This is a genomic window from Agrobacterium tumefaciens str. B6, assembly GCF_001541315.1.
Lineage (GTDB): Bacteria > Pseudomonadota > Alphaproteobacteria > Rhizobiales > Rhizobiaceae > Agrobacterium > Agrobacterium radiobacter.
This window is the reverse complement of the sequence record NZ_LMVK01000015.1, coordinates 64,952-83,223: the sequence shown is the minus strand read 5'-3', so window position 1 is coordinate 83,223 and position 18,272 is coordinate 64,952. Positions and strand designations below refer to the sequence as shown.

The following is an 18,272-nucleotide window of genomic DNA, read 5'->3' as shown; positions in this document are numbered from 1 at the left end:
CGCCAAGATGACCGCCGCTCTGCTCGACAGGCTCACACACCATTGCGAGATCGTGGAAACCGGGAACGAATCCTGGCGCTTTAAAAACCGCTCTCAAAGCTAAAGCCGAAAAGACAAACAACCCGCGCCCGCAGGCCCCTGCGCTAAATGGAGAGCTCCGGGCCTACGCGCGCTGACCCGATGCAACCAGAGGCAGGGGTCCCTTTTGGGAGCCGATAAGGGGTCCCGTTACGACGCCGATTGACAAATTGCCGCACCAGCGTTGAGATGATCGAGAAATTCTACGCGGCCCACATCAAGACCACATTGGACGCTTCCGTGATCAACGCCCGCAAGCCCAAGCAGCGGGCCAATCGGGCACGGAAGATGCCGAGGGCGGCGGCACCGCCGCCCCTCCACGGACACGAGGCTCCACAGCCTCGTAAAGACACCCGAACGGGTGTCCAAACGAACCGCTTGCCGGTTCGAAGCGCCCGCTTGGCGGGGCGCTCATAGAAGGTTTAGCCTTCTTGTCCGGTCACTTTGATTCCGTTTTCATCGTGGCCGGGCGCCTATTTAGAATAAAGAGAAAGTATCAATAGTTGATAACAGTTGTTAATTTTGATTTCCTGGCCTATAATGGACCTATCAGGAGGTTATATGTCATGGCGAGTTTTGCACTCAACGCACACTACGAAAAGTTCATCAAGAAGCAGCTGGAATCCGGCCGTTACAACAATGCCAGCGAGGTTGTTCGGGCTGGGCTGCGTTTGTTGGAAGATCACGAAGAAGCGCGTGAGCGGTGGCTGAACCAGGAAATTCCGGGGCGCTATGCGGAGTTGAAGCGCGATCCTTCCAAGGGCGTTCCCCTTGATGATGCCTTTGCTCGCCTTGAGGCCGAACATCAGGCCCAGCTGGCGAAAGCCAAGTAGGGAATGAAATACAAGATCATCCTGCATGAGCGGGCCGAGGCTGAATTGCTCCAGCTTTACCGCGATCTCGCCAATATCGAAAAAGCCGGGCCTGTCGTTGCCTGGAACTACATCAGCGGTATCCGCCAGTTCATTGCAGAACTGGCGACGTTCCCCAAGCGGGGAACTGTCAGAGACGGCCTTGTTCCCGGCCTTCGGATCATCGGTTATCGCCGAAGCGTAAGTATCGCCTTCGTGGTCGAAGAGGCGCACGTTCTGGTGTTGGGTGTATTCTACGGCGGGCAGGACATCACGGTTGAGGTTCTTGAGGGGCGACTATGAGCGATATGGGAGACCAGCAGGACGGCATTATTGAAAGAGCGGGCCAGGCGGGGGGCGGAGGATGAGCCGTCGTTATGGAAAAAGGTGCCGTATCCTTCATAATCTGAATTTGGGCTTGCCCTATGGGGCGAGTATGACTAACAGGGTGGCGCGGGATGGAGCAGCCCGGTAGCTCGCAAGGCTCATAACCTTGAGGTCGTTGGTTCAAATCCAACTCCCGCAACCAAACGCCTGATGGCGTTGAGTTCTTTGCCCTTCATCGTCATCGTTTCTACTGTACCCGGCAACGGGCTTTTTATGTTGCCTATGGCGCGAGCGTGCGCAGGGATTTCCTTGCAAACCGCGCGCAGCGCGGTCGCGTTGGTATTATGATAGACAGACCGCGCCGAGATAACTCGGCAGCACGAGCGGCAACGCAAAGAGCAGGATGCCACCGATCGCGAGGCTCATGCCGTTCGCGCTCCTCCCAACGATACTACCCATATAATGACCGGATGCAGGTGATGAGGGCGCCCACGCAGCGGGCCGCTCATTGTGCGGTCCATAGGCGAGTGCCCCTGATTTCGTGCCGATCGTGCAAGCTGGCGTGCTTTCTTTGGCTCAGCTTTTCTGTCGTTCTCCGCTACCGTTCGCGCACACACGGCCGGAACGGTCGGGTGTGCGCCCGGTTTCTGCCGCCGGCAATCGGCTGCCCGCTCCATTCGCTGCGCTCCCGTGTTGCCGTTGCCTGCGGTCGCCTTCGGCTCAGAATCGCGGTCGCAAAAATCCCCCGACCGGCCGCGATAGGCGCAGCCGGATAACCAACGGGAGAACCGATCATGAAACCGACCCAAAAAAAAGCAAACCCGACTACGCCGTTTACGTTGTCGAAGGCGAGGGCGACAAAGCCCACTGGACGAAAATAGGCGCGGGCTGGTCCCACAGCGACGACGACGGGTTCAACATCACGCTTGCAGCCGTGCCGCTCAATGGCCGCCTGACCATTCGCAAGCCCAAAACCGAACGGGACGACGCGTAATGCGCCCCGTTCGCAATACTGTCCTCTACGGCGACTGCATCTCCCTGATGCAGCGCCTGCCGGGCGGGTCGGTGGATTTCATCCTGACCGACCCTCCGTATCTTGTCCGCTACCGTGACCGTCATGGCCGCACGGTTGCCAACGACAACAATGCCACGTGGATGAAACCCGCGTTTGCTGAAATGCATCGGGTCCTCAAACCCGGAGGGTTCGCGGTCAGTTTTTACGGCTGGAACCATGTCGATACATTCATGGACGCTTGGCGGGATGCCGGCTTGCGTGTCGTCGGTCATCTGGTGTTTGTGAAGCCCTACGCTTCCTCTCGACGGTTTTTGCAACATACCCATGAGCAGGCTTATGTGCTTGCAAAAGGCGATGCCGCTCGGCCAGCCCATCCGATGACGGACACCTTGCCATGGGATTACACCGGCAACCGGATGCATCCGACCCAAAAGCCATTGCGTCCGCTGGAACAGATCATTCGCTCGCTCACCCGGCCGGGTGACCTCGTTCTTGACCCGTTTTGCGGGTCGGGAAGCACCCTCGTTGCAGCGCGGCGTTGCGGACGTGATTTTCTTGGCGTTGAGTTGGAGAAGCATCACCATATGACTGCCAGCTTGCGGGTTCACGCCGCGCTCCCGTAAGGGGGGGCGGTGATGAATATTGACAATATGTGCTACGCTCCCCACAATAGAAGAAGAACGAAAGGATACGCCGATGGCATCGGGAAGCATTCATGTGAAGGTGGGCGGGCAATTGCAGGCCCATATTCAGCAGCAAATTGGCGAGGATGGCCTCTATGAAAATGCCAGCGAGTATATTCGCGCCTTGATCCGTCACGATTTGCAGAGCCGTACTGAAGCATGGGACGAATTGCAAAAAGAGCTGGCCCCTGCCATGCGCGCCGATGACAGTGAATTCGTCACCGTTACGGCCGAGGATGTAATCCGCCGAAACCAGCGCCGCTAGTATGGTCGGGTATCGTTTTTTCCCCCGAGCGGATGCCGCTCAGGATAAGATTTGGCACGACACTGTTGAGGCGTGGGGCGAGAAGCAGGCGGTGACTTACATCACCGGCCTGCACGCCCATTTGCAGCGGTTGTGCGATGATAGGGCGATATGGCGTAAGCTCCCGCAGAAGCTTGCGGTGCCCGCCGTGCACTTGCCGGCGGACGTGGGGATGGCGGCCTGATTTCGGCAGGCACTCTGTTCATGGCAACCGATGGCGATCTCCTGAACCGGGGCGGCACGCTTGCATCGGCAGGCGACATCGATCTGGCTAACTGATCAACGAAACCAGCGCTACACCCGCACCGTCGATTCCCAGGACGGTTGTGTCGGTAAGGCCTGCGGTATCGGCAAGTCGAAAGGCTATGATGAGACACTGACGAATGCGTCGATCACCGTCGCCGGCAGTGTCTCGCTGACATCGGGCCGCGATACGACGGGTGAGCTTGTGCGTATTTTTGCCAGTCCCCCGAGGGCTCTGATTCCGATGAGCTCATACCAACACTGAGGCAATTCCCCATGGCGGGGTTGGGCGAGATGATCGGGGATCTAAAGGGAGGTGATGCCCGAGGGTTTTTCGGATTTGTCTTTATCTGAACCGGCTGCATCGGTTCCCGGGATGGTCGAACTGATAAATCGGCCAGCGCCTTGGGAACGAGAACGCGCTGCCGATAAACAATCGGCTCCTGATGTTGCCATAGCCGTCGTTGTAAGTGCCAGACGGTGGCTACGAGTAAGCGTCTAAACTGGTTTCTTTCCGTGAATATTTATCGCCAGGTTCCTACGCTGCCGTACGAAATAGGCCGATTTTGCCGCCGCCCGTAAGAGATTTTAGTAAAGAATGGGGCGGTTGCGATGATCGCAAATAAAGATGAAAGCAGGCCCCCGCAACCAAATTAGCCCGCTTCATGCGGGCTCTTTTGTTGTCAACGGAAGATTTACGCCACGCTATTCAACAATAGCCGAGGACTATCATCCGGTGCGCCATAATAACACATTGGCGGTGGCTCCTCCGACTCCGAGGACTTCAGGCTTCGACAGGTTCGCTGACATCATCCAGGAGAAAGTGCACGATCACATAGCGCGTCGTGTATTTCTGACCACTATCGGAGACGCTCTCGACGCTGCCGCCGTCGGAGGGATGCCATTTCTGATAGTGGGGGTTGTTGGTAATCAGCGTGATCGCCTTGCCCGAGAAGCTACCATTCAGCCGATAGCGAGCCTCTGCCAGGCTCCAGATCTTCTCAAAATCCTCTTGGCTGATCCGGACTTTCAAGGCTTTTCTGGAGGTGGCTTTTCCAGGCGAGCCATCGTCGCTTGCCGCCGGTGGAACATGCAGGTCAACCTCTTCCGCACCATCAAGCAGAAAGGCAAATTCGTCTGGCCACATCCGTCTCACGTATCGCTCCTCCCAAAGCTTACCGCCCCACAGCACAATCATGATAGCGCGTCCGCCGCGAGAGGCAATGGCGGAAATGTACCTGCGTTTCGAATGCCCGGAACTTGAAATTGGCCGGGAGATCGTGCTTGTTCACGATCAGCAGGGCGCGTTTGCGTCCACCGTCAGTTGAGAACTGCATCGAGGAGTAAGGCATGAAGAAGCTCATCAACGATCCAGCCACCGTTGTGCGGGACATGCTTGAAGGGGTGGTGGCGCTTAGCCCTGCGACGGTCCTGCTAGCAGATGAGAATGTTGTGATCCGGTCTGGTCTTCCGGAAACGGAAAAGCGGAAGGTGGCGGTCCTGTCGGGTGGAGGCAGTGGACACGAGCCAGCCCATGCCGGCTATGTCGGTGCGGGCATGCTGACCGTGGCGGTGGCAGGCGATGTCTTCACTTCGCCCAGCACCGATGCGGTTCTTGCCGGTATCAAGGCTGCAGCCGGTCCCGCCGGCGCTCTGGTTATCGTCAAGAACTATACGGGCGACCGGCTGAATTTCGGATTGGCGGCCGAGCTGGCAAGGGCTGAAGGAATTCCGGTCGAGATTGTGGTCGTCGCCGATGATGTCGCGCTGAAGGACACGGTTCCGGCGGATCGCCGCCGGGGTATTGCGGGTACGGTGCTTGTTCACAAAGTCGCGGGCGCTGCCGCGGAGCAGGGACTTCCCCTTCAGGAGGTGGCCCGGATCGCCCGGGAAGCCACCGAAAAATTGTCCTCCATGGGAGTATCGCTGGGCTCCTGCACCCTCCCTGCTGTCGGCAGGCCGGGCTTCGTCCTTGGCGAAGCTGAAATCGAGGTCGGGCTTGGAATCCATGGCGAGCAGGGCGTGCGGCGGATGCCTGTCGCATCGGCGGACGAGCTTGTGAAGCTGGTCCTCGAAACGATCGAAGCCGATGGCAGGCTGAAGAGCGGAGACCGGGTGACGCTTCTGGTCAACGGACTGGGATCAACGCCGCCGATGGAGCTTGCGATCGTGGCGCGATCAGCGGTCGCACGCCTGGAGGCGAAGGGCGTCGTGGTCGAGCGGGCCTGGGCAGGCACCTTCCTCTCCGCTCTCGACATGCCGGGCTTTTCCCTGTCGGTCATGCATGTGGACGATGCAACGCTGAGCCTCATGGATGCGCCAACCGATGCCGGTGCATGGCCGCGCGGCGGTGCGGTGAACCGCATGCGGGTCCTGCCTTCGGCAGGCGTCGAGAAGAGCGCGACTGCGGAAAACACGATAACGGCAGCCGGTGAGCGATTGCGTGCCGCCGCAGAACTGGTTGCCGGAGCCCTGATCGCCGCGGAGCCCAAATTGACGCAGCTGGACAGTGTTACGGGCGACGGTGACCTCGGAACAAGCATGGTGCGGGGCGCCGAAGCAATCCTGGCGCTGCCCATGGAGAGCTTCGCAGATGTCTCCGGAGGATTGATGGCGATGGCAAACGCGATGCGCAAGGCAATCGGCGGAAGCTCTGGCCCCTTTTACGCCACGGGCCTGATGCGCGCCTCGCGCCATCTTGCCGGCATCGAAAAGCCGACGGCCCAGCAGATGGCGGAAGCATTCGTTGCCGCCGTTGCCGCGGTGTCTGAACTCGGTGGTGCGAAGCCGGGGGACCGCACGATGATAGATGCGCTTCATCCGGCGGCAGAAACCTTCCGGGATAAACTCGCAGGTGGAGCTTCGGCCGCGGAAGCCTGGCGATCCGCGGTGGCGGCAGGCGTTGCCGGCGCCGAGGCAACGGCCTCCATGAAGCCGAGGCTCGGGCGCGCGAGCTATCTTGGCGAGCGGGCTGTCGGACATCTCGATGCGGGAGCGGTCGCCGTCAGTATCTGGCTTGAAGCAATCAGGAACGATGAGCGCTGATGAGAGTGGGCCGGAACAGCCATGCCGTCGGCCGGACGCCCGTGAATATCTTGCGCCGGCTCCGCCGGCCTTGAAGCTCAGATGCGCCGCGCCTTGATCGTGTTCATGACGAAGCTGGTCTCGATGGTGTCGACGCATTTCAGCTTTGCAATCTTGTCCTTGATGAAGCGCTCGTAATCCTCCAGCCCACCGCACATGACCTTGAGCATGTAATCCCTCGGACCCGTGACGAGATGACATTCGAGAACCTCGTCCCAGTCAAGAACGGCCGCCTCGAACATGCGGATTTCGTCATCGTGCTGACGGCTGAGGCGGATGGAGGCAAGGGCGGTCATCGTCCACCCCTCGATTGCCGGATCGATGATTGCGGAATATCCTTTGATCGCGCCTATCTCTTCCAGGCGTCGAAGCCGTCGCAGGCACGCCGATGCCGACAGTCCGACCCGCTCGGCAAGTTCGTTGTTCGTGATCCGCGCATCGGCAGACAGTTCCTTGAGTATCCTGCTGTCGATCGGGTCTGCAATTTTCTGCGACATAAATGACCATTCTCCGCAATATATTGCTTAATGAGATAGCCCGACGCTTCAGAATGCAAGATATTTTGGTTTCACTGCGTGTAATCTGCAGGTAATTCAACGCCAGCTGAGGGATCATCGGAAATGACCGCGCCGCATCCATCCAAAACCCATATCGGCAACCACGCTCTCCATCCTGAAACCCAGATGCTCAATTATGGGTATGATCCAGAATTGTCGGAGGGCGCCGTAAAGCCTCCCGTGTTCCTGACATCGACCTTCGTCTTCAAATCGGCAGAGGACGGGCGCGACTTCTTCGACTACGTCTCCGGGCGCAAGGAGCCGCCGGAGGGCAGGGGCGCAGGCCTCGTCTATTCGCGTTTCAACCATCCGAACAGCGAGATTGTCGAGGATCGTCTTGCCGTTTACGAACGGACGGAGAGCTGCGCTCTCTTCTCCTCGGGCATGTCCGCCATTTCGACGACGCTTTTCGCCTTCGTCCGGCCGGGTGACACCGTGCTCCACTCCCAGCCCCTGTATGGCGGCACGGAGACGCTGCTGGCGAAGACCTTCCATAATTTCGGCGTCTCGGCAGTGGGTTTCGCCGACGGTGTCAGCGAGACCTCGGTGATATCAGCTGCAGAGGAGGCGATGGCGAAGGGGAGGGTGTCTGTCATCCTCATCGAGACCCCGGCCAACCCGACAAACAGCATTGTCGACGTCGCGATGATAGGCCGGGTTGCCGATGTTATCGGCGAAAAGCAGGGGCACAGGCCGATCATCGCCTGCGACAATACGCTTCTTGGGCCCGTATTCCAGCGGCCCATCGAGCATGGCGCCGATATCTCGCTCTATTCACTGACGAAGTACGTTGGCGGGCATTCCGACCTCATTGCCGGGGCAGCGCTCGGCCGCAAGGATGTCATGAAGCAGGTGAAGGCATTGCGTGGGGCAATCGGCACGCAGCTCGATCCGCATTCATGCTGGATGCTCGGACGTTCCCTTGAGACGCTGCAAATCCGGATGGAGCGGGCGAACAGCAACGCAAAGGTCGTGGCGGAATTCCTGAACGCGCATCCCAAGGTCGAAAAAATCCATTACCTGCCGTTCAGCGATCCGGCATCCGCGGTTGGCAAGGTGTTTGCCGCACAATGCTCCGGTGCGGGATCGACCTTCTCGTTCGACATCGTCGGCGGGCAGGCTGCCTCTTTCAAATTCCTCAATGCGCTCAACATATTCAAACTTGCGGTAAGCCTCGGCGGTACGGAGTCTCTTGCTTCTCACCCCGCGACGATGACGCATTCGGGTGTTCCTGCCGATGTCCGCCAGCGCATCGGTGTGCTGGATTCCACGATCCGGCTGTCAATCGGCATCGAACATCCCGATGATCTTGTCGCCGACCTGACCCTCGCCCTGGATCAGGCCTGACGACAGGTAGCCGACAATCTGTAACCGAGCGCGCCAGCGGCTATAAAGGTTGTCCTGTGCAGGTGGATCGATGTATCTGGGGGGAACTTCACTTGAACCTGCAGGCACATGGAAACGTCGCTTTATCTGCCCATCAAGGGCTTTCTCGAAAAGGCGGGTTACACCGTCAAGGGCGAAGTTGGCGGTTGCGACCTCGTCGGCCTGAGCGATGACGATCCGCCTGTCGTCGTGATTTGCGAGCTGAAACTGAGCTTCAATCTGGAACTCATCTTGCAGGCTGTCGATCGCGCAGCCATTGCGGACGAGGTCTGGATCGCGGCTCGGGTTTCAGCCAGGGGCAAAGGCCGCGAGGCCGACAGACGTTACCGCGATCTTTGCCGCAGGCTCGGGATCGGCATGCTCGGCATCTCCGATACCGGTGAGGTCAGCGTGATCGTTGGTTCCATATCACCGATGCCGCGAACCAATCCGAAACGGCGGTCGCGGCTGATGCGCGAACATCAGAGGCGACGCGGCGATCCGACGGCAGGTGGCAGCACGCGCGCGCCGATCATGACCGCGTACCGCCAGCAGGCGCTCGGCTGTGCCCTGGCGCTGGCATCAGGGCCGATGCGGGTGCGTGAAGTCGGATCCAGCGTACCTGATGCCGGGAAGATCCTGCTTTCGAATGTTTACGGCTGGTTCGAACGGCAGGACCGAGGAGTCTATGGTTTGACCCAGGCCGGCCGTGAAGCACTACAGCGATGGCCGCAGCAGGATACGCCGGCAACTGACACTGTTACCGGCTGATTTTTTCAGCAATGGAGGCTCGCGCCGCCACAGGATGCGACCGGCCACACGGCCGGCTCCACATCACTGCTTTGCTGCGATTGCTTCCTTTACCGCCAGCTCCGCCATGGCCAGTGCAGCATCGCGGGTTCTGGCCGCAGCCACAAACCGGCCGTTATGGCAGAAGGTCGCGCCTTCGACGCCACAAACCGCTTCGAGATCTTTGTCCGTCAGGCCGGCCCAAGCTGCCGGCAGGTCGGCACGCAGCTCAAAGCCCTCATCCGCGCGGCGGATACCGGTCAGACACCAGTCGCTGTTGCGCGGGTGAACGACAAAGAGCAGATGGTCGGCGCCTGCCTTCATGATGGCGGGTCGAAACGGCATTCCTACCGGCAGTTCCAGAATATGTCCCTCACCGGCATCCACGATAGCCCGGTTCACAAGCGCTTCGGCCCGCAATTTTGCAGCGCTGTTGGCAATCTTTGCCTCCACGAAGCTGCGGGCAACGGCCAGCGCCGCGTGGAAACTGCGATTGTCCGCTTCGGGATCGGTCTCGTCGAAAACAGGTTTCAGAGTTTCCAGCAGGACGGGCAGGGTCAGCCCAGCGAGCTGCCCGGCGATGGAGGGGCTGAGCGCACCATTGTCGACCAGATCGACCGGCAGCACGAAGCTGGTATCGAAAGAGGTGTGAATGGCTTCGATATGGTCTTCAGGAACGCCGGAGGCGGCAAGATAGTCGCGGCCGAAATGCTTCCAGATAAGGCCGAACGAGCTATAGGGCTGACCGTCGTCCCGTAGTGGTGCGCCGCGCTGGTGGTGATCAAATATTCCCGCCGATGGGTCATAAGCACCTCCGACGTCGTAGATGATGCGGTTCGCGCCGGGCGTAATCCATTCGGACGCCCTGCTGCGGATGAGGCGGGCCTGCGGGAAAAGCCGGGTGAGCACGACGCTGGATAGGAGTTCGTCGGCGTGGAAGCCACCGGAATGGGTGACGAGGAAGTCCGGGATCATGTCAGGATGCGCCTTGTTGCTTGCGGAATATCCGCCTGAGATTGAGGCACCTGATATCCTTTGCCGGGCGCTATCTCAACCCGCCATTCGTCACAGGGATCAAAAGCAATGCCATGCCGGACGTCGTCGGTGGATCGAACCAGCCGACGTCGTCAGCGCTGTCAGTCTCTGTGAGGATATCCCGGGCGCATCGTCCAATTATTCTGCGGCGATTGTTACTCTTTCAAACCGTGCTTTCACAAGCAAAGCAGCTTCTGCGATTGCCTGATTTACCCGCGCGTTTATGGCAGGCGAAAGCTCACCTTCTATGAAGTCCCGGCCGGAGGTGTAGATTGCGGTCGGTGCCACGAAGGCTTCGAAAAATGCAAATAGCGGTCTGAGCTGATGCTCCACCACAAGTGAATGCCGGTCTCCGCCACCTGTCGCCGTCAGGATGATCGGCTTGCCTCTGAGGTCGGCGGGGTCGAGAAGATCGATGACGTGTTTAAAGAGGCCGGTATAGCTTCCCTTGTAGGTCGGTGAGCCGATCACCAGAGCTTCTGCGTCGATGATCGTCTGGACAATCCGCCGCGCGTTACCATCGAGATCCGCCACGGATCGTGCCGAACTCAATGATGCCCCGAGATCCTCTATGTCGAAAACCTGATGCTGCAGGCCCAGTTGTCCGGCCAGCGCTTCGCTGACGTTTTCGACAAAGCGCTTCGTGCTGGATGGGCGCGATGTGTTGCCGGAGAAACCGACGATCAGATTGTTGCTCATTGACGTTCTTTCGAGTGATCTTGGGGAAGGGCGGTTTGCGCCAACGCGTCTTAAGCCGTCTTCAGGATTGAAAGGGCGGCCGGATGTGTCGATCGGTCATTCTCGCTGGTTTTCCAACGATCAAAGGCGGCACGTCCGAGAATGGCGACGGACGTATCTTCCTGGGGTGCATGGACGAGAACTGACTGGATATCGCGGAAATGCCGCTCCAGACCAAGATCGGCGTTGAGGCCGGGATTGCCGATGCCGCGAACAGCCAGTTGCACAGCTTCGCGGATCTGCCTGCCGGCGAGGAGCCGGGCCCTTATCAGGTGTTCGGCATCGCCAATATGGCCTGTGAGCGCGCCGAAGATGATCTGCCGGGCGCCGGAGACCAGAAGGTCGATCTCACCCGAAAGCGTGACAAAGCGTTCTGTCCGCGCAATGGGATGGCCCAGATTGGCGGGCACACGTTCATGCGCGAAGCGGATGAAGGCTTCCTGAGCCGCTTCGGCTGCGCCGAGATAGATTGCGGTCAGCGCAAGCGTCATTGCCGCATGGCTGCGATTATCCTGCTGGGCAACGGAGGGATCAACGAGTTCCAGCACATTTTCTGCCGGGATTTCAACCTCGGTATATTCGACATCGTGCGAACCGGTCGCCCGCATTCCGAGGCTCTTCCAGTTCTCGATAATCCTGATGCCGAGCAGGCCGTTAGGCACGACAAACGTGCCGACCCGCGCCTGAGCCTCGTCGGTGTGCGCCCAGACGAGAAAATGGGTGAGGCCGTGCGCGCCCGTCACGAAGCGCTTGCGGCCCGTGATCGACCAGCCATTTGCCGTCCGGCGCGCACGCGTGGCCGGCAGTCCGCCGCGCGCCGGCGAGCCCAGTTCCGGCTCCACACGGGCGGCGTTCAGCAGCAGTGGCCGATCTTTGGCTTTGGAAAGAAGGTCCCTGTAAAGACCGTCGGGCCAATGATCCTTCGCCGCCTGTCCCAGATGGGTGAAGATCGTCATTGCGCTGATGAGCGCCACGGAGGGATCGCCGCGCCCAAGTGCCGCCAGAATATGGGCCGCGGTGCTCAAGGTTCCTCCCGGGCCGCCGTAACGCGTGGCCACGGTGCTCTCAAGAAGTCCGGCCTGATGAACGGCGCGAATGCCGGTCCAGGGAAACTGACCGGTCTGATCCGCATCCGGTGCGGCTTCGGAAAGGGCGCGCACAGCGGCGTCAAGTGCGGTGGGATCGTAAGACATGCGGATAACGGCTTTCTGGAAGTCGAGAGGCGGGATCATCCGTTGCGGGCATGGATGATCCCGGTCTTGGAGGAAGAGGTGGGCAGGTCCGACGGCGTGGCCGGACTGCCGTGATCAGGCGGCTGCCTTCTTCTTTGCCTCTTCACGTTCGCGAATGCCCTCGCGGACGAGAGGCAGGATGTATCGTCCGTAGTCGACGGCATCATTGTAATTGTCATATCCACGGATCGAAATCAGATCGGCGCCGAGATCAATATAGTCGAGAATGGAGTCGGCGATTGTGCGCGGCGATCCGACCAGAGCGGTTGTTGCGCCGCTTGCATTGGTCGCGGTGACGGTCGGATACCAGAGCGCGCGGTCATGGACATCGCCGCGTTTGGCGATATCGAGCAGGCGCTGGGAGCCGATATTGGCGGGTGGTGTTGCGTTGACCGGCGCGCGCGAAAGGCCCCTCTGACGGTTCTCGTTCAGACGGTCGAGAACCCTGTGCGCCTTATCCCAGGCCAGTTCGTCTGTTTCAGCCACGATTGGCCGGAAGGTAACCCAGATGCGCGGGCGATCGGTTCGGCCTGCTTTTGCGGCTTCGGCATAGATGCGGTCAATCTGCTGCTTGGTTTCAGCCAGCGGCTCGCCCCAGAGCCCGAAAATGTCGCACAGCGAGCCACCGATACGATAGGCGGCATCTGACGAACCGCCGAGCGAAATCGGGATAAGACCGTTGGTGGGACGCACGGCGCTGCGAAACTGCTTGAACTGGTAATATTTGCCGTCGAAATCGAAGGGCTCGGTTGAACTCCAGGCAAGGCGGAGAATGCGGATATATTCTTCCTGGCGTTCGTAACGCTCTTCCTTGTTGAGGAAATCTCCTTCGCGCGCCTGCTCCTCGTCACTTCCGCCTGCGATGAAGTGGACGACGACGCGACCGCCGCTCAACTGGTCGAGCGTGGCGAGGGACTTGGCCGCAACCGTCGGATAAACGGTGTTGGGCCGGAGCGCGACGATGATCTTGATGTTCTTCGTATGCGCGAGCACGGTGGCGCCCAGCGTGAAGGGATCGAACGAAGAGGAGGAATAGGGAATGAGCGTGTAGTTGAACCCATAGTCGTCCAGTGCACGCGCATAACGTTCCAGGAACAGCGGATCGACCGGAGCATCAGGGATGGGGTTCAGATCATTGGACTCGTTGGGAAAGCTGACGCTGATGAATTCCGCAGCCATGGGAGCTCCTTGGTGTTTCTGAGTGTCGGGTAAAAGCTAAAGCCGGCGTGGCATATGAGGAAGACAGGTCTTTCTATTTCTATGGAATATGTAGAAAATATTGCCTGACTATCCTGATGGTCTAGAACCTTAGATTGCCGCCCGTTCCGGCCCTTCGTGATCGGGAGCAGGTTTCCACCCCAGAGATGGAGCAACTGTCGTCGCAAGATCGGTGAGCAGTCGTATGTTTTCGGACAGTCCGAAAGCGGGAGGCAAAAAAAGAACGAGCTCATCTGCGGCCGCCAGTCCCGGATCGCTCAAAACCGCCTCTATGACTTCTTCCGGTGTACCTTGAAAGACCGGGGAAATCTGCGCGCCAACAGGCGGGCCGGCAGGGGCCAGCGCACCCTTCGGGCGTGAGGCGGCAATTCCCACCGTGCGACGCTCAAGGTCGTAAGCCGCGTATTTCTCACGCAGCTCCGGGGTGGTGCCAACGAGAATGGAAGCGGCAACAGCGACCGGGGGTGGCGTCGTCTTCCAGATGCGGAGCCAGTGGGTGCGATAGGCATCAATGATCCGCGCCTGATATTGACCGAAAGTCTCGCCTTCTGCCTGATCGTGAAGGACGGTCCCGGAAATCAGGCCAATCCCAAGTTCGGCGGCCTGTATTGCTGAATCGAGGCTGGCGGAGCCTTGTCGGATACGGCTGCGCAAGGTTGGGCTATGAGGGGTCACCCGCAACTCGGCTCCCGGAGGTGCACCAATGTCCCGCTCGGTAACAGTGTGCAAAACATCACCGGCAATGGCGGCGAGGAAACGCGACTGGCGTCGCTTTGCCTCTGTGCGGGCATCGGTATCGACGGTTCCGAAAACGGCATCGAACGCGCCGTTGGTCCCGGTCGAAATGGCAAGTTCAAGCCGACCGCCGATCAAGAGGTCGGTTGTTCCCGCCGCCTCAGCCAGAAGGATGGGGTCCTGATAACGCATCGGGATGACGGCGGAACCAAGTGTGATGTGCCGCGTATGCTGGCCGACTGCCGCAAAGAAGGGTAACGGGGAAGAAAGATAGTGGTCGAAGTGACGCTGATAGGCCCAGCCTGACTGATAACCCAGCCTTTCCGCCTGCCTGAACAGCTCTATGCCCTGTCGCAGCCCCTGTGCCGGACCGTCATCGTCGTTGAACGACACGCGCGTATTGAAACCCAGCCGCTGTTTCGGCCGAAACAACGCGGGAAGGTCGCGGGAAGCTGCTGCAATATTCATGCGAGTTGCTCCTTCCGCAGAGCGCGCTGGACAGCGGGAGCGCGAACCGTTCCGGCAATGCCCGACGGGATAGAGTTCAGCAGCGACGCGGTATATTCGTGTCTCGGATTGGCGAATATCTCGGTGACGGCTCCATGTTCGACAATGCGTCCCCGCTGCATCACCGAAACGCTGTGCGCAAGTTGCCGGACGAGGGCGAGGTCGTGCGAAACGAAAACATAGGTCAGGCCGAGCTTCGCCTGTAGCGACAGCAGAACCTCGACGATATCCGCCTGAACGCTGACATCGAGTGCGGATGTGGGTTCGTCCAGCACGATCACATCCGGTTTGAGGACCAGCGAACGGGCGATTGCCACACGCTGACGCTGCCCGCCGGACAGGGCCGACGGTTTACGCTCCAGGAGGTGCTCGCTCAAGCCGACATTCGCGAGAGCTTCCTGTACGCGTTCGGATCGCTCTTTCGGCGTCCCGATCTCGAAGCGGTCGAGTGGTTCACGAACAAGCTGCCCCACCTTCCACGTCGGGTCGAGGGACGTAAACGGGTTCTGGTAAACCAGTTGAAGATGCCGCCATACGGACCGCAGCGAAGCGCGGTTTTTGTTCGTGACGGTCTCGTCGGCAACCGTAATCGTGCCGCTTTCCGGCTCTTCGAGCCCCAGCAGCAGGCGGATCGTCGTCGTCTTGCCGGAGCCGGATTCGCCAACGAGGGCATGGGTCGTGCCCGCCGGAACCGTAAACGAAATATCGTCCACCGCAGTCAGGGTTTTGCCATCGACAGTGAAGCGTTTGGTGACGCCGCTGACGGCGATCTTTGGCGATTTGTCGCCATCAAGGAGGCTGAACCCCGGATCGCGGAATTTGGCATAGCGCTCCGGGTTGAGCGCGGGGACGTCGCCATGGAGTTTTTTGGCATAGGGTGAGGAAGGGGAGGAAAAAACCGCGGACGTCCTGCCTTTCTCCTGCACGACGCCGTTCTTCAGCACGACGAGATTATCCGCCCTTTCGGCCGCTATTGCGAGATCGTGGGTAATGAGAAGGAGGCTGATGTTCAGCTCATCCCGAAGACGGGAGAGGAGATCGAGGATGCGCTTCTGGATCGTTACGTCGAGTGCCGAGGTCGGTTCGTCCGCCACCAGCAGTGCAGGGCGCGGCAATATTGCCAGAGCGATCAGCACGCGCTGCAGCATCCCTCCGGACAACTGGTGCGGATAGGAATCGTAAACCCGTTGCGGATTGTCGAGACCCACCTTGGCGAAGGTTTCGAGAATAAGTGTCCTGCGGATCGCTGGATTGGTCTCTTCCGTCAGCGCTGCCGCTTCCAGCGCCTGGGAGCCGATTGTTCTCACAGGATTGAGAGAGTTGCCGGGATCCTGCGGCACGAAGCCGATTTCACGGCCGCGAAACGGCCTGAAGCGGCGTTCTGGCAATGCGAGAATGTTCTGCCTGTCGAAAACAACCTGGCCCGTGGCGTTTGCACCGGTGGGGAGAAGCCTCAGCACGGCTTTCGCAATGGTCGATTTTCCAGAACCGGATTCTCCGATGAGGGCGAGGCTTTCACCACGTCCGATTTCGAAGCCGATATTGTGGACGACCTCCTGCCGTCCGTAGGACACGGCAAGATTTTCGACCTTGAGAAGGGGTGTTGCGTATTGTGGAGACGCAGCCACGATCTCGGGAAGGATTGGCGCTGTTTTCAGTGCGATTTGCGAAGCCATCGGCTGATCCTGTTGACAGAGAGGACGGTCACGATCGTAACGAACGCGGGCGCATAAACGAGCCAGGGCCATTTGAGGTAGTCCTTGCCGATTGAAATCAGCAGGCCCCAGTCGGAAGAAGGCGGAGGGTCGCCGTAGCCGAGGAAGGCGAGGCTGGCGATCACCAGAATGGACTCGCCGAATTGCAGCACGGCAAGCGGCAGCATCGAGCGGGATGCGTTTGGAAGGACGTGTCTGAGAACGATGTAGCCGCGCGAGCCACCCGAGAGAAAAGATGCCTCCACGAAGGTCGCCTGACGTGTCTTGATAACCTCGGAGCGCGCCACGCGGGCGAAGAAGGCGATGGCCGATATGCCTGTCGCAATCGCCGCATTGATCGTTTCGAAGCCGATGGCCGTGACGATGATGACCGCGAGCAGGAACTTCGGGATGGAGAGCAGCACGTCGACAAAACGCGCAAAGACGATATCCACCCAGCCGCCGAAAAATCCGGCGAGCAAACCGATCACACCACCGATGAAGACGCCGATGACGACAGCGACCAAAGCGCTCGATACGGATGAAGCCGTGCCATAAACGACCCGTGTATAGAGATCGCGCCCGAGATGATCCGTGCCGAACCAGTGCGCAAAACTGGGCGCAAGAAGCTTGTCGGCCGGGACACCGTTGATCGGGCTCTGGCTGGTGAACAGTTGCGGCGCAATCGACCAGGCGACGACGATTGCGATGACGAGGAGGGAAATGGCAACCGTTGAAGTAATGTTGAGAGCTCTCAGCTTCTCGAACGGGTTGCTGCCGGAAACCGGGCTGGAGATAAGGCTCATGGTTTGGCCCCCGTTTCAAGGCCAAGCGGCGTGTCGTCGATGGTTGCCAGACGGCGTTTCCGGCCAACGATAATTTTCACCCGTGGATCGAGCAGCGGATAGAGAAGATCGGCGATGAGGTTGACGACGACGAACACCACGGCTCCAAGCGAGACAATGGCCTGCAGGACGGGCAGGTCCTGCGTGCTGACGGAGCGCTGGACGAGACTGCCGATACCGGTACGGCCGAACACGGTTTCCGTGATCAGCGAGTTGCCCAGAAGCTCGCCCACGGTAAGGGCGATAACGGTCACCACCGGTAGCGAAGCGGGCTTGAGCAGATGTGTAGTGAAAAGCCGTTTCGGCCCGATGCCGCGGCTGCGGGCAACCGCCGCGTAATCCTGTTCCGCTTCATGATCGAGATTGGCGATCAGCACTTCCGCGATCTGCGCGGAAAACGGTATGCCGATGGTGATCGCCGCAAACAGCGTCGCCCAGAAGCTGTCGGGTTCGATGACCCGGAACAGCCGGAGCTGAAAACCGAAAAGGTGGATCAGAAACAGGCCGATGACGAAATTGGGCGTCGACAGGAACAGCGAAGGGAATGCCCGCAGCAGCCCCTGCCCATATCGTTTCGGCACGACCTGTGTGCCATAGGCAACGGCGAATGCGAGGATCAACGCAACCGTGAGCCCGGCGGAGGCCAGAACCAGCGTCGATGGCAGCACCTCGGCGATCAGGGTCGCGACGGGTCGATTGGAGCGCATGGAGATGCCGAGATCGCCCGTCAGGAATGCCGACAGGGAGTGCCAGAGCTGCACGATGATCGGCCTGTCCAGCCCCTGTGCAGCAATGATTTCGGCGATTTCCTGCTCGGTGAAACCGTTCTGCGGGTTGCGCAGAACGCTGGTGATCGGGTCGCCAGGCAGGACGCTGACGACCACGAAGGTGAAGACATAGGCCAGAAGGATGACGACGATCGCCTGGCCGAGCCGCTTTGCGGCGTAGGTTAGGTAGGCATTGCTCATGCCG

At 59.7% G+C, this 18,272-nt stretch carries 18 protein-coding genes, 1 tRNA gene and 1 pseudogene; 10 read left to right on the top strand and 10 right to left on the bottom strand.

Annotated elements, in window-relative coordinates; genetic code table 11:
• The 7 genes and pseudogenes from ASB65_RS27355 to ASB65_RS29150 form a co-directional block, all read left to right on the top strand.
• On the top strand, positions 1-103 hold a 103-nt coding region (locus ASB65_RS27355), incomplete at its 5' end, for an ATP-binding protein (protein WP_245301392.1).
• A 541-nt stretch (positions 104-644) separates the two neighbouring features.
• Positions 645-911 (top strand): type II toxin-antitoxin system ParD family antitoxin, encoded by a 267-nt coding sequence (locus tag ASB65_RS14545; protein ID WP_060724387.1) that lies wholly within the window; start codon positions 645-647, stop codon positions 909-911.
• A 3-nt stretch (positions 912-914) separates the two neighbouring features.
• Entirely contained in the window at positions 915-1,232 is a 318-nt protein-coding gene (locus tag ASB65_RS14540; RefSeq protein ID WP_060724386.1) for a type II toxin-antitoxin system RelE/ParE family toxin, read from the top strand.
• A gap of 149 nt (positions 1,233-1,381) precedes the next feature.
• A tRNA-Met gene (locus ASB65_RS14535) sits at positions 1,382-1,458 on the top strand.
• Positions 1,459-2,249: 791 nt separating this feature from the next.
• Entirely contained in the window at positions 2,250-2,894 is a 645-nt protein-coding gene (locus tag ASB65_RS14525) for a DNA methyltransferase (RefSeq protein WP_060724385.1), read from the top strand.
• 73 nt (positions 2,895-2,967) lie between these two features.
• A complete protein-coding gene (locus tag ASB65_RS14520; protein ID WP_060724384.1) occupies positions 2,968-3,219 on the top strand; it encodes a ribbon-helix-helix domain-containing protein in 252 nt (83 codons plus the stop codon).
• A gap of 1 nt (position 3,220) precedes the next feature.
• A pseudogene (locus ASB65_RS29150) lies at positions 3,221-3,406 on the top strand (type II toxin-antitoxin system RelE/ParE family toxin); the annotation flags it as partial.
• An 879-nt stretch (positions 3,407-4,285) separates the two neighbouring features.
• Here the strand turns inward: ASB65_RS29150 and ASB65_RS14510 are convergent.
• On the bottom strand, positions 4,286-4,648 hold the full coding sequence (locus tag ASB65_RS14510; RefSeq protein WP_060724383.1) for a hypothetical protein: 363 nt from the start codon (positions 4,646-4,648) through the stop codon (positions 4,286-4,288).
• A 203-nt stretch (positions 4,649-4,851) separates the two neighbouring features.
• Here ASB65_RS14510 and ASB65_RS14505 point away from each other — a divergent pair, with 203 nt between their 5' ends.
• Positions 4,852-6,546, top strand: coding sequence for a dihydroxyacetone kinase family protein (locus tag ASB65_RS14505; protein WP_060724382.1), 1,695 nt, complete (start codon positions 4,852-4,854; stop codon positions 6,544-6,546).
• Positions 6,547-6,623: 77 nt separating this feature from the next.
• Here the strand turns inward: ASB65_RS14505 and ASB65_RS14500 are convergent, their stop codons facing one another.
• Complete coding sequence (locus ASB65_RS14500) at positions 6,624-7,082, bottom strand: Lrp/AsnC family transcriptional regulator (RefSeq protein WP_003504223.1); 459 nt, start codon at positions 7,080-7,082, stop codon at positions 6,624-6,626.
• A 123-nt stretch (positions 7,083-7,205) separates the two neighbouring features.
• On the opposite strand from ASB65_RS14500, the gene ASB65_RS14495 reads away from it, so the two are divergent.
• Positions 7,206-8,489 (top strand): cystathionine gamma-synthase family protein, encoded by a 1,284-nt coding sequence (locus ASB65_RS14495; protein WP_003504226.1) that lies wholly within the window; start codon positions 7,206-7,208, stop codon positions 8,487-8,489.
• A gap of 108 nt (positions 8,490-8,597) precedes the next feature.
• Entirely contained in the window at positions 8,598-9,278 is a 681-nt protein-coding gene (locus ASB65_RS14490; protein WP_060724381.1) for a DUF2161 domain-containing phosphodiesterase, read from the top strand.
• 63 nt (positions 9,279-9,341) lie between these two features.
• Here ASB65_RS14490 and ASB65_RS14485 read toward each other — a convergent pair whose 3' ends face one another.
• From ASB65_RS14485 to ASB65_RS14450, 8 genes are all read right to left on the bottom strand, one after another.
• Complete coding sequence (locus tag ASB65_RS14485; RefSeq protein WP_060724380.1) at positions 9,342-10,271, bottom strand: MYG1 family protein; 930 nt, start codon at positions 10,269-10,271, stop codon at positions 9,342-9,344.
• Between the two features lie 198 nt (positions 10,272-10,469).
• Complete coding sequence (locus ASB65_RS14480; RefSeq protein ID WP_060724379.1) at positions 10,470-11,030, bottom strand: NAD(P)H-dependent oxidoreductase; 561 nt, start codon at positions 11,028-11,030, stop codon at positions 10,470-10,472.
• A gap of 50 nt (positions 11,031-11,080) precedes the next feature.
• Positions 11,081-12,262 (bottom strand): acyl-CoA dehydrogenase family protein, encoded by a 1,182-nt coding sequence (locus ASB65_RS14475; RefSeq protein WP_060724389.1) that lies wholly within the window; start codon positions 12,260-12,262, stop codon positions 11,081-11,083.
• A gap of 114 nt (positions 12,263-12,376) precedes the next feature.
• A complete protein-coding gene (locus ASB65_RS14470; RefSeq protein WP_003504237.1) occupies positions 12,377-13,480 on the bottom strand; it encodes an LLM class flavin-dependent oxidoreductase in 1,104 nt (367 codons plus the stop codon).
• Between the two features lie 129 nt (positions 13,481-13,609).
• The gene (locus ASB65_RS14465) at positions 13,610-14,722 is read right to left on the bottom strand and encodes an LLM class flavin-dependent oxidoreductase (protein ID WP_060724378.1); all 1,113 of its coding nucleotides are present in this window, start codon (positions 14,720-14,722) and stop codon (positions 13,610-13,612) included.
• Complete coding sequence (locus ASB65_RS14460; RefSeq protein ID WP_060724377.1) at positions 14,719-16,437, bottom strand: dipeptide ABC transporter ATP-binding protein; 1,719 nt, start codon at positions 16,435-16,437, stop codon at positions 14,719-14,721. Before ASB65_RS14460 ends, ASB65_RS14465 begins: the two co-directional genes overlap by 4 nt.
• On the bottom strand, positions 16,416-17,261 hold the full coding sequence (locus tag ASB65_RS14455; protein WP_003504242.1) for an ABC transporter permease: 846 nt from the start codon (positions 17,259-17,261) through the stop codon (positions 16,416-16,418). Before ASB65_RS14455 ends, ASB65_RS14460 begins: the two co-directional genes overlap by 22 nt.
• The gene (locus tag ASB65_RS14450; RefSeq protein ID WP_003504243.1) at positions 17,258-18,268 is read right to left on the bottom strand and encodes an ABC transporter permease; all 1,011 of its coding nucleotides are present in this window, start codon (positions 18,266-18,268) and stop codon (positions 17,258-17,260) included. The genes ASB65_RS14455 and ASB65_RS14450 overlap by 4 nt, the downstream gene beginning before the upstream one ends.
• Between the last annotated feature and the right edge of the window lie 4 nt (positions 18,269-18,272).